The following is a 20,450-nucleotide window of genomic DNA, read 5'->3' on the forward strand; positions in this document are numbered from 1 at the left end:
ACGGAGATCAGCATGAAACACGGTCTGAAAAGACTGTGCGGCGCGGGAGCCCTGGTGCTCCCGCTGTCCGTATGGGCTCAGCAACCAGTCGTCGATGACCTCACGGGTCAGTCGGGCGGCTTCTATAGTCAAACTCAGGCGCGGCAGAGCGGCGGCGGTACCTTGACGCTTCTCAACGAACTGCAGGAAAACCGTCAGCAGGTACAGCAGCTGCGCGGGCAGGTCGAAGAGCTTCGCTATCAGCTCGAGCAGCTCAAGCAACAGACGCAGCAGCAGTACCTGGATCTCGACGATCGGCTTTCGGGCGGCGCGAGCGAGGCTGACTCGAGTGCCGGCATGGACGACGGTGCGAGCGAGCCCTCTGAAGACTCGGCCCCGGCTAGCGCGGATGCGCCGGCGTCATCGAACACGACGACGCAACAGGGATCGAACGCCGGGGATGGCCGTGACGCCTACCAGGCGGCTTTCCAGCAGGTTCAGTCGCGCCAGTTTCCTGCGGCCATCGAGTCGTTCAACGAATTCGTCGCCAGTTATCCGCAGTCGAGTCTTTTACCCAACGCCCACTACTGGCTAGGTGAACTGTACTCGGCGCAGTCCGATACCGGTGAGGCGATCGACGCCTTCCAGACGGTAATCGATGACTACCCCCAGAGCAGCAAAGTACCCGACGCGTTATACAAATTGGGACTGCTTCAAGCGCGGCAGGGCGATACTCAAGGCAGTCGCGAACTGCTCGAGCGCGTACGCAGTGACTACCCCAGCAGCAATGCCGCCCAGATGGCGGAAGACTTTCTCAATCAACTCGGTGGCTGATTGAAACGAATGGGCCGATTGGCGCAAGGAGGCGATATGGACTGTCACATCGACTATCGGGCGCCGTCGGATCTGCTCGAGGACAAAGTCATTCTCGTAACCGGTGCCAGCGCTGGCATTGGTCGCGCCGCGGCGATCGAATACGCGCGGCACGGGGCAACCGTCATTCTCATGGGTCGAAGCGTCAATCGACTCAAGGACGTCTACGATGAGATCGAGGCGATGGAAGCTGCCAAGCCAGCCATTTTCCCGTTGAATCTCGAAAGTGCCACTCGGCAAGATTATGCAAGCGTCGCGGTGAAGCTCGCAGAGGCGTTCGGTAAGCTCGACGGCGTGCTCCACAATGCGAGCCAGCTCGGTGAACGAGTGAGTGTGGCCGATTACGACCTGGATGTCTGGGCGAGCGTCATGCAGGTCAACTTCATGGCATGCGTCGGTCTGACACAGGCGCTGCTGCCACTACTGCAAGCGGCGCCGAATGCGTCGACGCTATTCACGTCGTCGAGCGTCGGTCGCCAGGGACGTGCCCAATGGGGCGCCTACTCGACGTCGAAATTCGCGACCGAAGGCTTCATGCAGATTCTTGCCGACGAGCACCGCGACTCGTCGCTTCGCTTCAACTCGATCAACCCCGGAGCGACGCGCACCGAGATGCGCCGCGCCGCCTACCCCGATGAAGACCCGACAGCGCTGCGAACGCCGGAAGAGATCGTGCCCACCTATCTATGGCTGATGGGAGCAGAGAGCCACGGCGTGACCGGCCAGGCGTTCGACGCCCAGCCTCCTCGACGCTAGCGCTGCCCGACCAAACGGGCAGCGGGCGTCCAATGACACAGTGGCGTTTCATCGGTTGACCACGGATTCAGCCTCATCGACGGGAATCCACAGTGCCGCAATCAGTTCGGCGGGTGTGTCGAACCAGCGATCCGCCGGCCAGCTCTCGACGGGGTCGGCATCATCCAGGTAGCCGTAACTCACGGCAATGGCCGGCATGCCGGCGGCGCGGGCGGCCTGCATGTCGCGTCGATGATCGCCCACGTACCAGCAGTCGCCCGGGATGACGCCGAGTACGGTCGCGGCTTCGAGTAGCGGTCTCGGGTCGGGTTTTCGCACCGGCAGATCGTCGGCGCAAATCATGACCCCTGGCGTCAGGCCAAGCGCCGCGATCAGCGGCTCGGCGAAACGCCTGGGTTTGTTGGTCACGATTCCCCAGCCACGCTCAGCCATCTCCCAGCGCTCGAGAAACGGCGCCAGTCCCGGAAAAATCTGGCTTTCGTCGGCGACGATCTCGGCATAGCGGTTCAGCAGGTAGTCTCGCGCCGCGAGGTGATCCGGATGATCGGCGTCAATCGACAGGGCTAGTGATACCAGCGCGCTCCCCCCCTGGGAAACCTTGGCTCTCAACGTCTCGAAGGGAAGTCGCGCCAGGCCATGATGCTCCCGCAGACGGTTGGTCGCTTCGGCCAGATCCGGGGCCGTGTCGACCAGGGTGCCGTCCAGGTCGAAGAGCAGAGCGCGCGGCGTACTCGTTTCCTTCATGAATCGGTATTGCCCGTCCAGGTGGGCGTCACGTGAACCATGTAGTTGACGCTGACGTCGTGGGCGGTCAAGCGATAGCGACGAGTGACCGGGTTGTACGTCAGACCCGTCTGGTCGCGAAACTCGAGCCCGTATTGACGACACCAGCCCGAGAGCTCCGAGGGTTTGATGAGCTTGCGATATTCGTGCGTGCCGCGCGGCAACAGACCCAGCACGTACTCGGCGCCGAGGATGGCGAACGCGTAGGACTTCGGGTTCCGGTTGATGGTGGAGAAAAAGAGGTGACCACCGGGTTTGACGAGCTTGGCGCAGGCCTGAATCACTGAGCCGGGGTCGGGAACGTGCTCGATCATCTCCAGGCAGGTGACGACGTCGAATTCGCCCGGGCGTTCTTCGGCCATCGTTTCGACACTTGCGTGGCGGTAATCGACCTCTACGCCGCTCTCCATCTGATGCAGACGCGCGACGGAAAGCGGTGCCTCACCGAGGTCGATGCCGGTCACGTTGGCGCCACGCTGAGCCATTGCCTCACTGAGGATCCCGCCGCCACAACCGACATCGATCACCTGCTTGCCGGCGAGCGAGACGTGCTGGTCGATGAATCCCAGTCGAAGCGGGTTGATGTCGTGGAGCGGCTTGAACTCGCCCTCCCGGTCCCACCAGCGCCCGGCCAGGGCATCGAACTTGGCGATCTCGGCGCGATCGACGTTGGCGCGAGGGGCGCCGGTTTCCTGCGACTGTGTCATGAATGCGGTTCCTTCCCGGGTGATTCGACGTCTTCTCACGATCATGCGACGCGAAAGCCGTGAAGCCTTCTATCGCGTCACGTCAGCGAGCGTTGCGGTAGTCTACTATGGACGGTAGCGTCGCCGGGCGCCACGTCGATGAAACCTCGGTACGGCTCGGCATCATGCGACTGGGATTCGTGGAAATCGCCCGTTAAGCTATGGCCCCAGCGTCCACCGCAATGTGGCTACGCGACAATTCAGACTCAGGAAGGGAAGGACCCTAATATGATCCGCAAGGCCGTACTACCTGTCGCCGGATTCGGCACTCGTTGTCTGCCCGCCTCCAAGGCGATTCCCAAAGAGATGATCACCATCGTCGACAAGCCGGTCATCCAGTACGTCGTGACCGAAGCGGTGAAAGCGGGGATCAAGGAGATCGTGCTGGTCACCCACTCTTCCAAGAGCGCCATCGAAAACCATTTCGACAAGCACTTCGAACTCGAGCATCAGCTCGAAGCCAAGGGCAAGGACGAGCTGCTCGAAGAGCTTCGCAACATCATCCCCGACGACGTCAACGTCATCAGCGTCCGCCAGCCTGAAGCACTGGGACTGGGTCATGCGATTCTCTGCGCCCGCCCGGTGATCGGCAACGACCCGTTCGCGGTCCTGCTGCCGGACGTGTTGATCGACGACGAGGGCCTCGACGGCAACGACCTGGCAGGCATGATCGATGCCTTCGATCGTACCGGCAAGGCGCAGATCATGGTCGAGACCGTTCCGCGTGAGATGACCCATAAGTACGGCATCGTCGCGCTTGAGGGGGATGAGCCCGCCGCCGGCGAAAGTGCACCGCTGACCGGTATGGTCGAGAAGCCCAAGGTCGAGGAAGCCCCTTCGACGCTCGCCGTGATCGGCCGCTACCTGCTGCCTGGCGACATCTTCCCGATTCTCGCCGAGACGCGTCCCGGGGCGGGCAACGAGATCCAGCTGACCGATGCCATCGAAACCCTGCGCCAGAAGAGCGGGGCGGCGGCCTACCGAATGCAGGGGCAAACCTACGACTGCGGTAGCCAGCTCGGCTATCTCGAAGCGACGCTGGCGCTCGGTCGCAAGCACGCAAAGCTCGGCGAAGGGTTTCGTCAGCTGATCAAGCAATACGCGACTGAGGACTGAACCGATGCGGGTGGTCGTACATGGTAGCGAACTGGCCGCGGCGACCGCCGCCGCCGCGCTTTGCTGGGTCGGGCACCAGGTCACTTGGCTGGCGCATCCGGACTCCCCTTGGGCGAGTCTGGAGAACAGCGATTGGCTGACCAGCGAACCGGGCCTCAAAGCGCAGATCGAAATCGGCAAGGCCAGCGGTCAACTGACGGTGATCGATAGCATACCCGAGTCGCTTGAGGCCGACATTCACTGGCTCGCGCTCTCACCCGAGCAGCGCGACGCCGCCGAGCGCTACGTCGAGCATGTTCCCGGACGGCAGTCCACGCCGCTGGTGATCGTCAACAATTCGACGTTCCCCGTCGGGCAGACCGAGAAGCTCGAAGCGCTTCTCGGTCATGCCGGTCAGGTAGCCGTCGCACTACCCGATCGTCTGGAAGAAGGGCGCGCCTGGGAGACGTTCACGCGGCCGGCACACTGGCTCTTGGGTAGCGAGGACGAGTGGGCCACACAGCAGATTCGCGAGTTGCTGCGCGCCTTCAATCGCCGCCACGAAGTGTTTCAACTGATGCCGCGGCGTGCCGCCGAGCTGACCAAGCTCGCCATCAATGGCATGCTGGCCACCCGCATCAGCTTCATGAACGAGCTCGCCGGGCTCGCCGACTCGCTCGGCGTCGACGTCGAGTACGTACGCCAGGGCATGGGTGCCGACACCCGGATCGGGTTCGAGTACCTCTATCCCGGTTGCGGTTTCGGCGGCCCGAGTTTCTCGCGAGACCTGATGCGTCTCGCTGACGTCCAGCACTCGACGGGGCGAGAGTCGCATCTGCTCGAACACGTGCTCGATATCAATGAAGGCAAGAAAGAGACCCTCTTTCGCAAGCTCTGGAATCACTTCCAAGGCGAACTGGAAGGGCGAACCGTGGCGATATGGGGCGCTGCGTTCAAACCCGGCACCGCGCGCATCGATCACGCGCCCGTATTGACGCTGCTCGAAGCGCTCTGGGCGCAGGGCGTCAAAGTCCAGCTGCACGATCCGGCGGCACTTCATGCGCTCGCCGAGCTGTATCCGGACCAGCCACTGCTGACGCTCTGCGAAGGGGATTTCTACGCGGCGTGCGAAGGCGCCGATGCGCTGATGTTGGTCACCGAGTGGAAATGCTACTGGAATCCGGACTGGCGTCGGCTTTTGCAGGCGCTGCGAACGCCGCTGATTCTGGACGGTCGCAACATCTACGATCCCGCTTATGTGGCATCGCGTGGCTTCATCTATCGAGGCATCGGCCGTCGCGGCTAGCGTGCGACGGCAATGGAAACCAAGAGCGCCCGGCGGTGATCCCGTCGGGCGCTCTTCGGTTTTGGATATTGTTTCCTGGCTTCCCAGTCCCGGCGACGTGCAGTCGTTTCAGACGAGGGCGCTCCCGCCGCCCGGGACGGTCGATACGCTGGCGCAGAGCGCAGCATACTCCCAGTTGAGTAGCGGCCAGAGCGCGTCGAAGTAGGCGAGGCGGTCGCCGGGAAAATCCAGCCGGTAAGCGTCCGGCATCAGCGCCACCGCCAGTAGCGGCGTCACCCCCGAGGGCTGCTCACCGTGGCGCGTCGTTACCAAGCGCAGTTCCCCACGCGGCGATGCCGTCAGCCAGCTCCAGGGGGCGTCGCTGGTCTGGAGAACCTCTCGCCAGTGCGATGCCAGGCCGCGCCAGCTACCGAAATCGTGGATGACGGCCCGCTCCAGCGCGTCGGGCACCGCTACGGGGCGCGCTGTGAGTCCATGCCAGAAGACCGTGAGGTTCCATGCCTCGCCGGCGTACGACGCCGCAGAGTCGATCTTCAAGGTGGCAAGCTCGGCCAGCGAATTCTGAGCGACCTGCGATGCCGTCGTCGCGTTCAGCGCGTCGATCAGGGATCGATGGTAGTGGCTATAGAGCAGATCTACCTGGGCACGAGTGATGGCCGGCTCCAGCGAATGCCGTTCGAACGGCAGCGCCGGCAGTTCGAATCGCGGCGATGAGCGGGGGCGATCATTGCTGACAAACGACTCGAAATCGGTCTGAGAAGGCGTCATGGCACCCCTGGACGGTAGCGATTGAGCGCGTATGCTATCGCGGCCGGCGGTAGACGGGCTACAGTGGCCCTGTGAAGTCGAATTAGGAACGCGCTAGCTTCTCGGTTGTCGCTCTGGTACCACAGGAGTGGCGGTCAGCAACGGGCGGTTGGGTCGGACTCCGTTCGAGACGAGCGCCAGACGGATGGCGCGTCGTTCAATCGCCGCCGATACGTCTTCACCCTCGTCGACGCTCGGCGTCATCATTGGCTCAGTTTCTCATCGGTAAGGTAATTCACGGTAATGCCCCCCTCCGACGACCCATCCGATTCTCGCCGTTCGGCCACCGCCAGCCCTGCGGGTAGCGACCGACACGCCGCACCGTCACGCCAGATCGTCCCGGACAGGCGTGATGCCGGCGGCACCCGGCGTCCCTCATCGCGCTCGACGGCCACGCCCCGCCGAGGGCCGCGAGTCTGGCCGCTCTGGCTACTGGTACTGCTGCTCGCGGGGGCGCTCGGCGCAGTGATCTGGCAGTACCAGCACGATCGACAGATGTGGAGCGCCAGATTCGAGCGGCTGGACCAGCGTATCGCGGCGACGGGTTCGACCCTGGACAGCGCGGGTGAAGACCTGCGGGCGAGTTTGAACGACATCGAGCAGCGCCTGGAAGCGAGTCGCGCCGCCACCGGCAGCCTCGAAACTCGGCTAGCCGATGCCAGCGACAACAGCGAGACCCAGGAACGGCTAGACACTTTGCGCAGTACCGTAGATAACCAGCAGACACTGATCACGGCGCTACAGCGATCTTTCTCGGCGCTCGAGAGCACCGCCGAAGATGAGCGAGGCGCCCTTGCGGCACGAATCTCGACCCTCGAGGGGAACGACGCGAGCGTGGATGAGCGTCTCGAGACGCTGACCCAGCGACTCGACGCGACCCGTTCGCAGGACCAGGAGCTGGAGACCCGCCAACAGACGCTATCGGCATCGCTGGAATCTCTCGAGCAGAGTCAGGCGGCACTCGCCGATCGGATCGATCAGCGTGACTCGACCGGCGTGGACGCCGCCGAGGTCGAGCGTCTCGAGGCTTCGATCGACTCGCTGGAGCGTTCACTCGCCGAGTCAAAAGACGAGATAGCGGCACTCTCGGAGCGAGCGGCACCGTCGACGGAGGACATCGCCAGCCTCCAGGGCGCGGTGACGGAGCTGCGTCAAGGACAGACCGCGCTGAGTGCGGCGCTGGAAGGTGTGCAGAGTCGAGTCGCCAACCTGCCGAGCGGCACGAGCAGCGCTCAGATTCGCGACATTCAGGCACGCTTGGATTCTCTCGACGCTAGCCGCGCCCAGCTCACGCGTCGTGTCACATCGCTCATGGCCGATGTCGCCAACCTTCAACGTAGCGGGGGCTGAGCCGATGTCCGCATTCAACCTTTCGGCGGACCAGGGGCGGTATCGGGTGCGATCGCCGCTCGCCGCGACGCTCGTCGTGGTCATCGCGCTACCGATGACGACACCGGCGCTTGCGCTCGAGGCCGACGTGCGCGGCCTTGCCGGCGCGCCGGCCGACAACATCGTGGACATTCTTTCCGATCTCGACCCGGAGAGTCAGGCCACGCGCGAGCGGCTCGACGGCGTGGTTCGCGAACGTACCCAGCAGGCGCTGCAGGCCTACGGCTACTACGGCGCGGCGCTCGCGACGAACTATCCCAACGAGCGTAACGAGCGCGTGATCATCGATGTCGAGCCGGGTGAGCGGACGCGCATCACGCAACTCGAGATCGGCGTCCGCGGCGATGCCGAGCAGGACGAGTCCTTCGATGAGGCTCTGGCTGACAATCCGCTCAAGGAGGGGGACCCGCTCGTTCACTCTCGCTACGACGGCTTCAAGAGCCGCCTCTCGACGCTTGCGCTGGAGCGGGGCTACTTCAACTCCCGCTTCCTCCAGCAGCGCATCGAGGTCAGACCATGGGAGGAGAGCGCGCGCATCTTCCTCGATATGGACAGCGGGACCCGCTACCGCTTTGGCCACGTCCATTTTCACGGCAGTCAGATCGAGCGCGAGCGTATGAACAACCTCGTACCGTTCGCTCCCAATGACCCTTATCTCGCAGGCGAGCTGGCCGTCCTCAATCAGAACCTCGGGCAGACGAACTGGTTTCGCGGCATCTCGGTGCGCCCGCGAATCAACGATGACGCGCAGCCAGCGGCGCCCAGCGTCTGGTGGCGAGAGGCGACCGGGCGGGATACGACAGCGGGGCCTGGCCAGGTGCTCGGTGGCCCGGGGCTGCAGGTCGCTCGCCAGATTACCGATAGTCGGCCCACCGTGGTGCCGGTCGACGTCGAACTCACCCCCGCGGACCGGCACCAGTTCGAAGTCGGGGTGGGCTTTGCCACCGATGTCGGGCCGCGTACCCAGTTTTCCTGGACCATGCCGTGGCTCAATCGCTACGGGCACAGTTTGACCAACTCGTTCTATCTCTCCGCACCGGAGCAGCGGTTTTCGGGGGAGTACGCCATTCCACTGGCGAACCCGCTACGCGACAGCTACCGCGTTCGCTACGGGCTCGAGAGCGTCGACAACGAAGATACCGAGAGCTTCGAGAGCTCCGTCCAGGTGGCCCGTCACTGGGAATTCTCCAACGGCTGGATTCAGGATCTCTATTGGCAGACCACCTACGAGGACTTTACCCAGGCAGACCAGGACGATGCCGTTCTGCTGCTCTATCCGGGCATCAGCTGGTCACGAACGCGCAAACGCAACGCCACCTTCCCCAGCTGGGGGGACAAACAACAGCTGACACTCGAGTGGTCCGATCCTTCATGGGGCTCGGATGCTCGCTTCGTGCGGACGACGTTCAACTCGCAGTGGATTCGCACGCTGGGTACCGAGAATCGCTTCCTGGGACGGCTGGGCGGCGGGGCGATGGCGACGAATACCTTCGACAAGGTGCCGCCGTCACTACGCTTTTTCGCCGGCGGCGATCAAAGCATCCGCGGTTACTCCTACGAAAGCCTGTCGCCGGAGAACGATGACGGCGAGCTGCTGGGTGGCCAGCACATGCTGACCGGGAGCCTGGAATACCAGCGCCATCTCACCGGCGATTTCTGGAGTGCCACCTTCGTGGACACTGGCGACGCCTTCGATGAGTGGTGGCCTGAAGAACTCAAAACCGGTGCAGGCCTCGGCGTGCGCTGGATCTCTCCCGTGGGCCCGATTCGTTTCGACGTGGCCCATCCTTTCGATGACGAGGAGGACTCTTGGCGTCTGCATTTCTCCATCGGGCCGGAGTTCTGACTCGGCTGGTACTGCTACTGCTCCTTTGTCTGATCGGGATGGTGCTGCTGCTCCTCGGCGCGGGACTCTCTCCCTGGGGGGCGAACTGGCTGTTCGAGCAGGCGCAGTCTCGTGGGTTGGTACAGGCCGAACGCTTCGAAGGGGCCCCCCTCGATGAACTCACCATCGAGGGGCTATCGCTCGACGTGGCGACGCTGCATCTCCGGGTCGAGCGCTTTCATCTCGCCTGGGCCGACGACTGCCTGCTCAAGGGGCGGGTGTGTCTCGACGACCTGAGTGTGAGCGGCGCACGTATCCGTCTCGACGAGAGCGACTCCCCGCCCGCCGAATCGGCGCCGGCGAACGAGGGCGGGCTGCCGCAGATCGCCACTCCCGTTCCCATCGAGATTCGCAACGTCAGCCTCGACGACGTCGAGGTCGCGCTCGCCAACGGCACGCGCGTGCGCTGGGATCGCTTTCAGACCGGCGCGACGATGAGTGGCGATCGGCTCGAACTCTCGCCGACGACGCTCGAAGGCACCCGCGTTCGTCTGCCGGCGGTGGAGCCGGTCGACGGCCAAACTGCCCTGGCCGACGTCGAACTCGGCGACGGCGTCGTGGCACCGGCGGCGATTCAGGCGGCCGTCAACCTGAACGGTGAGGCAGACGCCGACAGATCGCTCGTTAATGGGGTAGCGACCGGCGCCACCTCGACCGAGGCTAGCGAGGCGCAACCGGCGTCGCCGCTGAGTGCGCTCACCCTGGCGGCGGCCGCCAACGTCAGCGGGGCGCCGGGTCGAGCATCCAGCGATCCGCTGGTCGCCGAGATCGAAAGTCAGCTACGCACGCTGCAAGGGCAGCTACCGGATTTCGAACTGCCTCTGGAGGTCGACATTCCGAGTCTGGTCGTGAGCGACCTCGAGTTGGAGGGGCCGACGCCGCAGCGGCTCGACCGGCTGGAGGTTTCAGTCGCCGCGGTCGACCGACGAGTCGAGCTGCGCCAGCTGACGCTCGATGCACCCGACGGACACGTCGAGTTGACGGCGCGAGCCGAACTCAGCGGTAACGTACCGCTCGACCTCACGCTTCGCGGCACGATCGAGCGGGTCCCGCTCGCGGGTCAACGAGTTGCCATCGACGTGAGCGGTAGCCTTGCCGATCTCGACGTCGCCCTGGAGACGAGCGGTGTGGGCGAGGCGCGCATTACCGCCAGCCTGCAGGCCTTCGAGCCGGGCGTACCGTTCGCGCTCGACGCCGAACTCGGTGAGTGGCGCTGGCCGCTGCCTCAGCAATCGGCCGCCGTGCTGCTCGGCGAGAGTGCGCTCGATGCGACCTCGATCCAGAGTGCCCGCGCCATTCAGAATGTCCCTTCCGTCGCCGACTACCGGCTCGATCGACTTCGTCTCGACGCTGAGGGAACACTGGGCGCTTATCAGACGACCCTCGAGGTCGCCGCGCAGGGGGATCAGCTGCCCCCGGTCGAGCTGGCCGTGGATGGCAGCGGCGATCTGCATCACTTCCAGTGGCAGCCGTTGCGGCTCGCCAGTGAAGGCGGCGAACTCCAGAGTCAGGGGATCGTGCGCTGGACGCCGACGCTCTCCGCCAGCCTCGATCTCGATGTCAGTCAGCTTCCGCTCGAGGCGTTCACCGACGCGGTGACCGGGACGCTCGACGGTCAGGCACGCGCGGCTTTTGCCATGCGCGAGGACGGCGGCTGGGAGCTGGCTCTGCCCCGGCTCGCAATCGACGGCCGGCTGCAGGACCGCCCGCTGCGTCTCGCCGCTCGGCTCGACGGCAATAGCGACATGCAGTGGAACGTTCATGAGTTGGATCTGCGTCAGGGCAACAATCGCGTCACCGCGAACGGCCGAATCGATGACCGACTCAACCTCGACGGCCGGATCGATGCGCCGGCGCTGGAGACTCTTCTACCGGCACTCTCCGGGGCGCTGCGTGGCACGTTTCAAGGTCGTGGCACCCTCGAGCGCCCACAAATCGCGCTCGATCTCGACGGCAGCGACGTCGGCTACGGTGACAACCGGGTGTCGAGGCTTGCCCTGCAGGCGAACTCCACCGGTGCGCAGGACCCAGAGTTCGACGTCGATCTCGACGCCAGCGGTATCGCGGCTGCCAATCAGCGCATCGAGCGGGTCGGGCTGGATCTTGCCGGTCGGCTCTCCCAGCACCGGCTCACGCTGGATGTGACCGGCGGTGAGGGACTGCCGGTCTCTCAGGCATCGCTGGCACTCGCCGGCGGCCTCGATCAGACCAGCCAGCGATACCGCGGCACGCTCTCGTCGCTCGCCGTGGGAACGAACTATGGTGACATCGCGCTTCGCTCGCCGTTCGATTTCAACGCCGACCTGGCAGGCGCAAGTGCCAGCGTGTCGCCGTTCTGTCTGGATCGACGCCAGGGCGGCGCGCTCTGCTTGACCGAACGCATGACCGCCTCGGCGGCGCAGGGTCGGGCGGCGCTGGCGCTGGAAGACGTACCCATGGCGCTACTCGACGACTTCATGCCGGACGGCTGGCGCGTCGATGGTGAGACCGCCGGCAATGTCGTGGCCAGCTGGTCGCAGGGTGGCAGCGCCTGGAGCGCCACCGCAGACCTCGACAGCCGCGCGGCGATCACCGGCATCGATGCGCGCGGCGCCCCCTGGCAGGTGCCGGAGGCAACACTTGCGATGTCGCTCGAGGCGAATCAGCAGCGTGCCAGCACCCGTGTCGATCTCAATCTCGAGGACGCCGGCGACGTGCGGCTCGAGGCGCGTATCGACGACCCGGCCGGCGCGGGCACCCTCGGCGGGCGGTTGCAGCTCACCGATCTACGCTTTGCGCCCTATCAGCCGCTCGTGGCAGGGATCGACGAACTCAATGGCGCGCTCAACGGTGACGTGGCGCTTGGCGGGACCCTCGCGATGCCATCGCTCGACGGCAACGTTCGCATCAGCGATGTCAGCGTGCGCGGTGGCGTGTCGCCGGTGGCGATCACCGACGCCGAGCTCGATCTGGCGCTCGATGGCCAGACCTCGACCCTCGACGGCTACGTGCAGAGTGAGGACGGGCGGCTCGAGCTCGATGGCGGCGCCGACTGGCAGGATCCGGCGGAGTGGCGCGCCAACGTCGATATCGACGGCACGCAATCGCCATTGATGGTCGCCATGCCGGCCTTCGGCCGGTTGCGAGTCGCGCCGGATATCCAGGTCAGGGCGATGCCGCAGCGTCTGCAGGTGCGCGGCGACGTGACGGTGCCGTGGGCCCGGCTTGAAGTGGGTCAGCTTCCCGCCTCGGCGCAGGTGCCCAGCAGCGACACCGTGATCATTACCGAGGAGGAGGATCGCGCGCGTGACGCGGCACAGGCCGCCGAAGCCAACGCCGACGGCGCCGACACCGCCAAGGCGCTCGCCGACGCGGGGATGCAGCTCGACGTTCGGGTCAATCTGCATCTGGGCCCGGACGTTCAGCTCGAGGCCTACGGTCTCGAAACCGGCCTGCGCGGGGAACTCGAGATTCGCCAGGGGACGGGGCCGGTACAGCTCTACGGCGACGTCAACCTCGTCGGCGGCACCTATACCTCCTTCGGCCAGGACCTGATCATTCGACAGGGCCAGGTGCTGTTCAGCGGTCCCGCCTCGCAGCCGAGCCTGCGTTTCGAGGCGATCCGCAATCCGGACTCCACCGAGGATGATGTCGTCGCCGGCCTGCGCGTGACCGGTCAGGCTGCCGCGCCACGGCTGACGATCTTTTCGGAACCGGCGATGACCGAGAGTCGAGCGCTCTCGTACATTCTCCGCGGGCGGGCGCCGGAAGACGACGGCGGCGGTGACGATGCGCTCGCCTCCGCCCTCATCGGCCTGTCGCTATCGCAGACCGGCAGCGCCGTGGGGCGCGTCGGTGAATCCTTCGGTGTCGAGGATTTGAGCCTGGATGCCTCTGGCTCCGGCGACGACAGCCAGGTCGTGGTCAGCGGTTACGTCTTCGACGACTTGAAGGTGAGCTACGGCGTCGGCATATTCTCTCCCATCGCGGAGCTCACGCTGCGCTATCGGTTGATCCAGAATCTCTATCTTCAGGCCGTATCCGGCGCGGCCCAGGCCGTGGATCTGATCTATACCTTCAGTCTCGGTCGAACGGGCGGGCCATGATCCTGGGCGAATTCGTTGCCTTCATGGCCCGTCGACTATCCGACCGATTACGTTCACCAGGAGGTGTTCCCATGTTTCAACGTCGACCCGACGTCCTTCCCGATGCCACCAGTGCACTGCCGGGCCGAGATCAGCCGCTGACGATCAGCGGCGAACATCTCGTCAACGGTGCCCGCATGACACCGCCGTTCCCTGAAGGGAGCGAGGAGATCGTGCTGGGTCTTGGCTGCTTCTGGGGTGCCGAGCGTCTCTTCTGGCAGATGGACGGTGTCCTCGTCACAGCGGTCGGTTACGCCGGGGGCATTACCCCCAACCCGACCTACGAAGAGACGTGCAGTGGCAAGACGGGCCACGCCGAGGTGGTTCGCGTCGTATTCGATCCCCGGCGCGCCTCGCTCGAGCAGCTGCTCGGCGTATTCTGGGAGGCGCACGATCCGACACAGGGGATGAGCCAGGGCAACGACCAGGGGACGCAGTACCGTTCCGCGATCTATTACGTCGACGATGCCCAGCGCGAGATCGCCGAACGCAGTCGTGACGAGTACGCCACGGCGCTCAGCGAGAAGGGGCTGGGGCCGATCACCACGGAGATTCGCCCGCTCGACGCTTTCTACTATGCCGAGGAGGGCCATCAACAGTATCTGGCCAAGAACCCCAACGGCTACTGCGGTCTCAAGGGCACCGGCGTGAGCTGTCCGCTACCGGCCTGACGCCGAGGCCATCATCGCGTGAGCCGAGGTGACTCGCGGGATCGTCGATGCCGGTGCAGCACCCTGCAACTCGATCGCCCGGACGACCGTCGTCGTCCGGGCGTTTCTTTGTCGACCAGGCGTTTCTTTGTCGACCAGGCGTTCTTGAGTCGTCGCAGCGACTCGGATACTCGACGTCAGGTGTCGTGACGGGCGTGGGGGCTCTCGGGCAGCGGCCTCGCGTTCGTAAGTATCCAGCTTTCGAGCTGGGCGACGACGCGACGGGCGAGCCAGGAGCGAAGTCGGCCGCGGTCGCATTCGATGTAGCCGACGTGGCCACCGTGCGGGGCAATCTCGAGGCGCACCGCGGGGGCCGGTGCGGGTAGCCGCGCGAACAGGTTGGCGGGCATGAAAGGATCGTCGTCGGCGTGGAGTATGAGCGTCGGCGTCGTGATACTTCCCAGCAGCGGCCCGGCCGAGGCGCGGCGATAGTAGTCGCTCGCGGAGGCGAAACCGTGAAGTGGGGCGGTCACGGCATCGTCGTAGGCCCAGAACGTGTCGAGCGCGCGCAGATCGGCGGTGGCTAGGGAGAGCGGAAGCGTGTGGCGCTCGAGCTGGCAGGCCAGCTTTCGGCGCAGCTCGGCCAGCAGGTAGCGCTGGTAAACCCTACCCCTTTTACCGTTCAGGGCGTCGGCGCTCGCGGCCAGATCGAGCGGGGCGTTGATGGCGATCGCCCCGGTGAGATCCATTGGCGTTTCGGCGACGAGCTTCATCAGCATGTTGGCGCCCAGAGAGACGCCGGCGGCGACCATGGGTGCCCGCGGATAGCGTTGGCGAATCCGCTCGAGGATCTCTCGGGCATCGCCGGTATCTCCGGAGTGATAGGCGCGAGGAAGACGGTTCGGCAGCGTGCCGCAGCCGCGGAAATGCATCAGTGCTCCCCGCCAGCCGCGTTGTGCGACCCCGTGCAGCAGTTGCCGCGCGTAAGGTGAGTCGATGGACCCCTCGAGGCCGTGAAACAGAACGAAGATCGGCGCGACCGGCGAATGCGGCGCGGGGTCACTCCAGGCAAGCTCGACGAAATCGCCGTCCGAGAGCTCGACGATCTCAGTAGTCCGCGCCAGTGCCTGCCGCGGTAGCCATCGCGGCAGTAGCGTCTGGACATGACGATTACCGAGGCCGCGTGGCGGACGAAAATCCGCCACAAAGGTACCGCCGCGCGTGAGGTCGCTGGCGCTGTTCACGGGCCCGCCACCCGTGAGCGAGGTGCCCGCCATTCGGCTACGGCTCGGCTTGCGTGAGGTTGTCGTAGCCGTTCGCGGTGATCATGACGTTGTCCTCGATGCGGATGCCGCCGTGATTGGCCAGCCGATCGACCGCCGCCCAGTCAACCACCGATGCGTGTCGGCCCTCTCGGAATGGCGCGAGCAGCATCGGGATGACGTAGAGACCGGGCTCGAGGGTGACGACCATGCCGGCTTCGAGGGGGCGGGTGAGTCGCAGCGCCGGGTCGCGCGCCGGCGGTGGCAGCGGCGTGCCGCTGGCGTCCCGCTGGCGTCCCGCCACGTCGTGAACCTGAACGCCGAGACTGTGCCCGAGACCATGGGGGCAGAAGGCGCGGGTCAACCCGCTCTCGACTGCCGCCTCCACGCTCGCGTCGACGAGATCAGTGGCGATCAGCAACTCGGCGAGATGCTGGTGCATCCGTTCGTGTAGGGCAACGAAGTCGACGCCTGGCGCCAATCCTTCGATCAGGCGCTGCTGAAAGTGGGTCACGCCGTCGATCAGCGCGGAGAACAGCGGATCCGCCTCGCTGCCCGTCCAGGTGCGGGTGATGTCGGCGCAGTACCCGAGATGGCGATGACCGGCATCCACTAGCAAAGAGCGCGGCTTGTCCGGGGCGTATTTGTCGTAATGCTGGTAGTGCAGGGTGCCGGCGTGGGCGTTGACGCCCACGATGTTCTGGTAGGGCAGTTCGCTCTCTCGCTGCCGGGATGCCGACAGATAGGCGAGCTGGGCATCCAGCTCGGCGCCACCGGCAGTGAACGCCGCCCGGGCGGCACGATGCCCTTCGAGCGCTATCTGGTTGGCGACGAAGAGGCAGTGCCGCTCGTGGGCATCCTTGTAGAGACGCAGTTCGTCGAGCGCATGACACAGTGCCGGGGGATTGCCGGTTGCGCCCTCGGGTAGCGCCTGCGGATCGACATCGCCGATGACCGCTAGACGGCTGCCGCTGGCGACTGAAGCGGGCAGAGCCTGAGGCTGCTCATGAGGCGTCAGCGTCATGAAGTCGGCAAACACGCCTTTGGGAGCCGGGGTGGCGAGATGCCAGAAATCCGCCGGGGCGTAGTAGAACCACTGAGGCGAGTGGCCGGGGCGAATCAGCAGCCAGTCGTGCTGGTGCGATGCGGCACCGGTCCAGTGGATGAAGTGGCCGTAAGCCGCGAACGATGCCTGCTGGTCGTCTGCATAGTGGCTGCGGGCATGACCGCTGTAGATGGCAACGGCATCGAAGCCGTGCTCGCTCAAAAGGTCGGTATAGGCCTTCTGGAGTCGCACCAGATGGTCACGGTGGCGTGAGGCACAGGCCTCAGTAGCGATCGTCATGGTCGGTTTCCTGAAGATGGGCCAGAACCGCTTTCAGCCCGGGATGGGCATTGTCACGGTGATGATAAAGACGCAGCGTCAGCGCGACGTCCCAGCGGCTGTCGCCGGCTCGGATCAGTTTGCCGCGTTCCAGGAGTCGGTCGATGGTGCGCTGCGGCAGCCAGCCGAGTCCATATCCCTGAGTGACGAGTTCACGAATGTTGGAGGTTTGCACGTTCTCGTTCAGGGCCGCCAGGTGAACCTTTTCGGAGAGGTGCTCGAAGTGCTCCCGAAGCGTGGCGGCAATGAGACCACTGGGGTGATAGGCGATGTAGGGTAGCGGTCGGTTCGGCGTACCCGGGAGAGAGAATTTCGCCTGCCCGTTCCTATCCACCGCGCTGACGGGAATCAGGCGCTCTTGCCCGAGGCAGAGCGAGTCCAGTCCCTCCATGTCGAGCTTGGGCGGTGTCCAGGCATGGGGCCAGTAGCAGAGCGCAAGCTCGATTTCGCCGCGTCTGAGCGCCCTGAAATAGTCTTCGATCAGCCAGCTGGTCGCGCGTAGGTAGGGCTGGACGCGATGCGTGAGACCCTGCGCGGTTAGCCATGCCGGCACGAAATGGGTGACGAGACTCTGCGGTGCGGCAAGTCGAATGGTTTCGGTCTGGGTCTGGGCGAGCGTCTGCAGCCGCTCTCGTGTCAGCCGCATGCCCTCGGTCATCTGCTGGCACAGCAGCAGAAATTCCTGACCGGCGGGCGTGAGACTCAGCGGCGTGGTGTGGCGGTCGACGAGCACTGCGCCCATCGACTCTTCGAGTAGCTTGATACGCCGGGAGAAGGTCGGCTGCGTGACGTTCTGGCGGTTGGCGGCGCGCGAGAAGTGGCGCGTTTCGGCAAGAACGATGAAGTCCTCTAGCCAGCGAAGTTCCATGTCGCTCTCTGTCGTCGATCGCACTCGGTATCGGCCATGGCCGGTACCGAGCCTCGAACGCCTGGGGCGTTAGGCGTTGGCGGTATCCGGCCGTACGGGTAAAGGGTCTGCAAATGTCTACGGCGCGGGCGGACGCGACGGCATGATACGGATCGAGCCGGTCTGGTCCGGCTGGGAGACGGTGCAACCTAGATCGTTGACCCGACCATCGTCGAGCCCGTAGACCCAGCCGTGGATGGAGAGCGGCTGCTCACGCTGCCAGGCTCGCTGGATGATCTTGGTGCGGCAGAGATTGGCGACCTGAAGGCGCACGTTGTGTTCGCACATGCGATCGACCCGCTCATCGAGGGGCAGATGCTCGAGCTCTCCCCGGTGCAGTTCGTAGAGTTCGCTGACGCTATGCAGCCAGTAGTCGACGATACCGTGCTCCCCACCGGTGATGGTCGCTTTGACACCGCCACAGCCGTAGTGACCAACGATCATGATGTGCTTTACCTTGAGCACGTCCACGGCGAACTGAACGACCGATAGGGCGTTCATATCGTTGTGATAGATAAGATTTGCGACGTTGCGATGGACGAAGACTTCGCCCGGGGGAAGGTCCACGATCTGGTTTGCCGGCACGCGGCTATCGGAACAGCCGATCCAGAGGTAATCCGGGTTCTGCTGCTGCGATAAACGCGAGAAGAATTCCGGGTCGCGCTGCTGCACACGCGCCGCCCAGTCGCGGTTCTGGTCGAGAAGTGTCTGAATGTCGGTCATGTCGATCGGTACCCAATGTCATTCTATCGCCGGAGAGAATACCGGCGCTTCGAGGCGAACCCGGACCGAGAAATTCGACGGATTCGCCGAAAAAAGCATAACGCTGGCATCGTCTTTTGGACAGCAGTAGGCGCGTTGGGACGGGAGGGGGCTCTCCCTAGGCCAACTTCGGACTGCTATCATCCCGCCATCATGTCTCAAGGAGTTATCGCGTGACGAGTTACGACTACGATTTGTTCGTTATAGGGGCGGGGTCCGGTGGCGTTCGCGCGGCGCGTACCGCCGCTGCGACCGGCGCCAAGGTGGCCGTGGCCGAGGACCGCTATCTGGGTGGCACCTGCGTCAACGTTGGCTGCGTGCCCAAGAAGCTCTACTCCTACGCTGCCCATTTCCATGAAGCGTTCGAGGATAGCGCGGGTTTCGGCTGGACGTTGAGCGAGCCGCCCAGGTTCGATTGGCCGACGCTTCGCGACAACAAGATCGAGGAGATCAAGCGTCTCAACGGTATCTATAACCGGTTGCTGGACGGCGCCGGCGTCGAATTGATCAACGCTCGTGCCAAGGTCGTCGACGCCCACGCAGTCGAGGTCAATGGCAAGCGTGTCACCGCCGAGAAGATTCTGGTCGCGGTGGGTGGGTGGCCCTGGGTGCCCGAGTTCGAGGGCAACGAGCACACCGTCAATTCCAACCAAGTCTTCGATCTGGAGACTTTTCCCAAGCGCTTTCTCGTGCTGGGCGGCGGCTACATCGCCGTCGAGTTTGCGAGCATTTTCAACGGCCTCGGGGCCGAGACGCATCTCGTCTATCGTGGCTCGCTCTTCCTGCGAGGGTTCGACGAGGAGGTTCGCAACTTCACCCGGGACGAGATGGCCAAGAAGGGCGTCAATCTTCAGTTCCAGACCAACATCGAGCGTATCCGCAAGGTCGAGACGGGTCTAGAAGTCACGCTGACCAGTGGCGAAACGCTGGAAGTCGATGCGGTACTCGCAGCCACGGGCCGCCGCCCCCATCTCGAGGGACTGGGGCTCGAGGCGCTGGATGTCGAAACCGACACCAGCGGTGCGCTCAAGGTCAACGAGCGCTTCGAAACCTCCGTACCGTCGATTCTCGCGCTGGGTGACGTCATCGGCGGGCCCGAGCTCACGCCGGTCGCGTTGGCCGAAGCCATGCATCTCGTGGCGCACCATTACGGCGACGAAGCGCCCAAACCCCTCGAGTACGAAAACATCGCGACGGCAGTTTTCTGCCATCCCAACATCGGGACGGTCGGTCTTTCGGAAGAGGAGGCGCGTGAACGCTTCGCCTCGGTCCGGATCTACAGTGCCGATTTTCGGCCGATGAAGCACACGCTGTCGGGAAGCGACGAGCGGTGCCTGATGAAGCTCGTCGTCGACGATGCCAGTGACCGCGTCGTCGGCGTGCACATGGTAGGCGAGGAGGCTGGGGAGATCGTTCAGGGCTTGGCGATCGCCGTCAAAGCGGGGCTCAGCAAGGCCGACTTCGATGCCACTGTAGGGATCCATCCCACCGCGGCGGAAGAGTTCGTCACCATGCGAAACGTCACTCGTCGCTGACCCTTTTCATTTTCCGCGATGCGATCGACGGCCGCCCCTCGGGGCGGCCGTCTGCGTTTGAGCGCCAGGTCGTCGTTTCGACACCTTGCTCGCGAGTCGTATGAACTAGACTGCCTTGAAGCGGCGTGAAAGACCCCTAACGAGAGCGAACATCTTCGACGAAGCGCTGGCTTTTCATAATATTTCGTTATCTTAAACGATCTTTGC

General features: G+C 64.5%; 16 protein-coding genes. 9 read left to right on the forward strand and 7 right to left on the reverse strand.

The window, feature by feature from the left end; all coding sequences use genetic code 11:
* Nucleotides 1–12 precede the first annotated feature (12 nt).
* Together ybgF and DOM33_RS01740 are read left to right on the forward strand one after the other, a co-directional pair.
* A complete protein-coding gene (gene ybgF, locus DOM33_RS01735; RefSeq protein ID WP_110665265.1) occupies nucleotides 13–813 on the forward strand; it encodes a tol-pal system protein YbgF in 801 nt (266 codons plus the stop codon).
* A gap of 36 nt (nucleotides 814–849) precedes the next feature.
* Entirely contained in the window at nucleotides 850–1,608 is a 759-nt protein-coding gene (locus tag DOM33_RS01740) for a YciK family oxidoreductase (RefSeq protein ID WP_110665267.1), read from the forward strand.
* A 48-nt stretch (nucleotides 1,609–1,656) separates the two neighbouring features.
* Here the strand turns inward: DOM33_RS01740 and DOM33_RS01745 are convergent, their stop codons facing one another.
* Together DOM33_RS01745 and ubiG are read right to left on the reverse strand one after the other, a co-directional pair.
* Nucleotides 1,657–2,352, reverse strand: a complete 696-nt coding sequence (locus DOM33_RS01745; RefSeq protein WP_110665269.1) for an HAD-IA family hydrolase — start codon at nucleotides 2,350–2,352, stop codon at nucleotides 1,657–1,659.
* Nucleotides 2,349–3,098 carry a bifunctional 2-polyprenyl-6-hydroxyphenol methylase/3-demethylubiquinol 3-O-methyltransferase UbiG gene (ubiG, locus tag DOM33_RS01750; protein ID WP_110665271.1) on the reverse strand — a complete coding sequence of 250 codons (750 nt, stop codon included), beginning with the start codon at nucleotides 3,096–3,098 and terminating at the stop codon, nucleotides 2,349–2,351. Before ubiG ends, DOM33_RS01745 begins: the two co-directional genes overlap by 4 nt.
* 267 nt (nucleotides 3,099–3,365) lie before the next feature.
* Between ubiG and galU the strand changes: the two genes are divergently transcribed.
* Complete coding sequence (galU, locus tag DOM33_RS01755; RefSeq protein WP_110665273.1) at nucleotides 3,366–4,253, forward strand: UTP--glucose-1-phosphate uridylyltransferase GalU; 888 nt, start codon at nucleotides 3,366–3,368, stop codon at nucleotides 4,251–4,253.
* Between the two features lie 4 nt (nucleotides 4,254–4,257).
* Nucleotides 4,258–5,538: a nucleotide sugar dehydrogenase gene (locus DOM33_RS01760; RefSeq protein WP_110665275.1), complete on the forward strand. Its 1,281-nt coding sequence runs from the start codon at nucleotides 4,258–4,260 to the stop codon at nucleotides 5,536–5,538.
* Nucleotides 5,539–5,646: 108 nt separating this feature from the next.
* Here the strand turns inward: DOM33_RS01760 and DOM33_RS01765 are convergent, their stop codons facing one another.
* On the reverse strand, nucleotides 5,647–6,306 hold the full coding sequence (locus DOM33_RS01765; RefSeq protein WP_110665277.1) for a Fe-Mn family superoxide dismutase: 660 nt from the start codon (nucleotides 6,304–6,306) through the stop codon (nucleotides 5,647–5,649).
* A 282-nt stretch (nucleotides 6,307–6,588) separates the two neighbouring features.
* Between DOM33_RS01765 and DOM33_RS01770 the strand changes: the two genes are divergently transcribed.
* The 4 genes from DOM33_RS01770 (at nucleotide 6,589) to msrA (ending at nucleotide 14,414) form a co-directional block, all read left to right on the forward strand.
* A complete protein-coding gene (locus DOM33_RS01770) occupies nucleotides 6,589–7,695 on the forward strand; it encodes a coiled-coil domain-containing protein (protein WP_162617859.1) in 1,107 nt (368 codons plus the stop codon).
* Nucleotides 7,696–7,699: 4 nt separating this feature from the next.
* Nucleotides 7,700–9,580, forward strand: a complete 1,881-nt coding sequence (gene tamA, locus DOM33_RS01775) for an autotransporter assembly complex protein TamA (protein WP_110665281.1) — start codon at nucleotides 7,700–7,702, stop codon at nucleotides 9,578–9,580.
* Complete coding sequence (tamB, locus tag DOM33_RS01780) at nucleotides 9,544–13,704, forward strand: autotransporter assembly complex protein TamB (RefSeq protein WP_239495225.1); 4,161 nt, start codon at nucleotides 9,544–9,546, stop codon at nucleotides 13,702–13,704. The genes tamA and tamB overlap by 37 nt, the downstream gene beginning before the upstream one ends.
* Nucleotides 13,705–13,775: 71 nt before the next feature.
* Nucleotides 13,776–14,414, forward strand: a complete 639-nt coding sequence (gene msrA / locus DOM33_RS01785; RefSeq protein ID WP_110665282.1) for a peptide-methionine (S)-S-oxide reductase MsrA — start codon at nucleotides 13,776–13,778, stop codon at nucleotides 14,412–14,414.
* A 176-nt stretch (nucleotides 14,415–14,590) separates the two neighbouring features.
* On the opposite strand, the gene DOM33_RS01790 is transcribed toward msrA, so the two are convergent.
* From DOM33_RS01790 to can, 4 genes are all read right to left on the reverse strand, one after another.
* On the reverse strand, nucleotides 14,591–15,637 hold the full coding sequence (locus DOM33_RS01790; RefSeq protein ID WP_239495226.1) for a hydrolase: 1,047 nt from the start codon (nucleotides 15,635–15,637) through the stop codon (nucleotides 14,591–14,593).
* A gap of 37 nt (nucleotides 15,638–15,674) precedes the next feature.
* Nucleotides 15,675–17,000: a Xaa-Pro dipeptidase gene (gene pepQ, locus DOM33_RS01795; RefSeq protein WP_110665286.1), complete on the reverse strand. Its 1,326-nt coding sequence runs from the start codon at nucleotides 16,998–17,000 to the stop codon at nucleotides 15,675–15,677.
* Nucleotides 16,984–17,907, reverse strand: a complete 924-nt coding sequence (locus tag DOM33_RS01800) for a LysR family transcriptional regulator (protein WP_110665288.1) — start codon at nucleotides 17,905–17,907, stop codon at nucleotides 16,984–16,986. Before DOM33_RS01800 ends, pepQ begins: the two co-directional genes overlap by 17 nt.
* 117 nt (nucleotides 17,908–18,024) lie before the next feature.
* Nucleotides 18,025–18,669, reverse strand: a complete 645-nt coding sequence (gene can / locus DOM33_RS01805; protein ID WP_110665289.1) for a carbonate dehydratase — start codon at nucleotides 18,667–18,669, stop codon at nucleotides 18,025–18,027.
* A 212-nt stretch (nucleotides 18,670–18,881) separates the two neighbouring features.
* Here can and gorA point away from each other — a divergent pair, with 212 nt between their 5' ends.
* Nucleotides 18,882–20,243 (forward strand): glutathione-disulfide reductase, encoded by a 1,362-nt coding sequence (gene gorA, locus DOM33_RS01810; protein ID WP_110665291.1) that lies wholly within the window; start codon nucleotides 18,882–18,884, stop codon nucleotides 20,241–20,243.
* Nucleotides 20,244–20,450 lie beyond the last annotated feature (207 nt).

This window comes from Salinicola halophilus (assembly GCF_003206155.1).
Classification (GTDB): Bacteria; Pseudomonadota; Gammaproteobacteria; order Pseudomonadales; family Halomonadaceae; genus Salinicola; species Salinicola halophilus.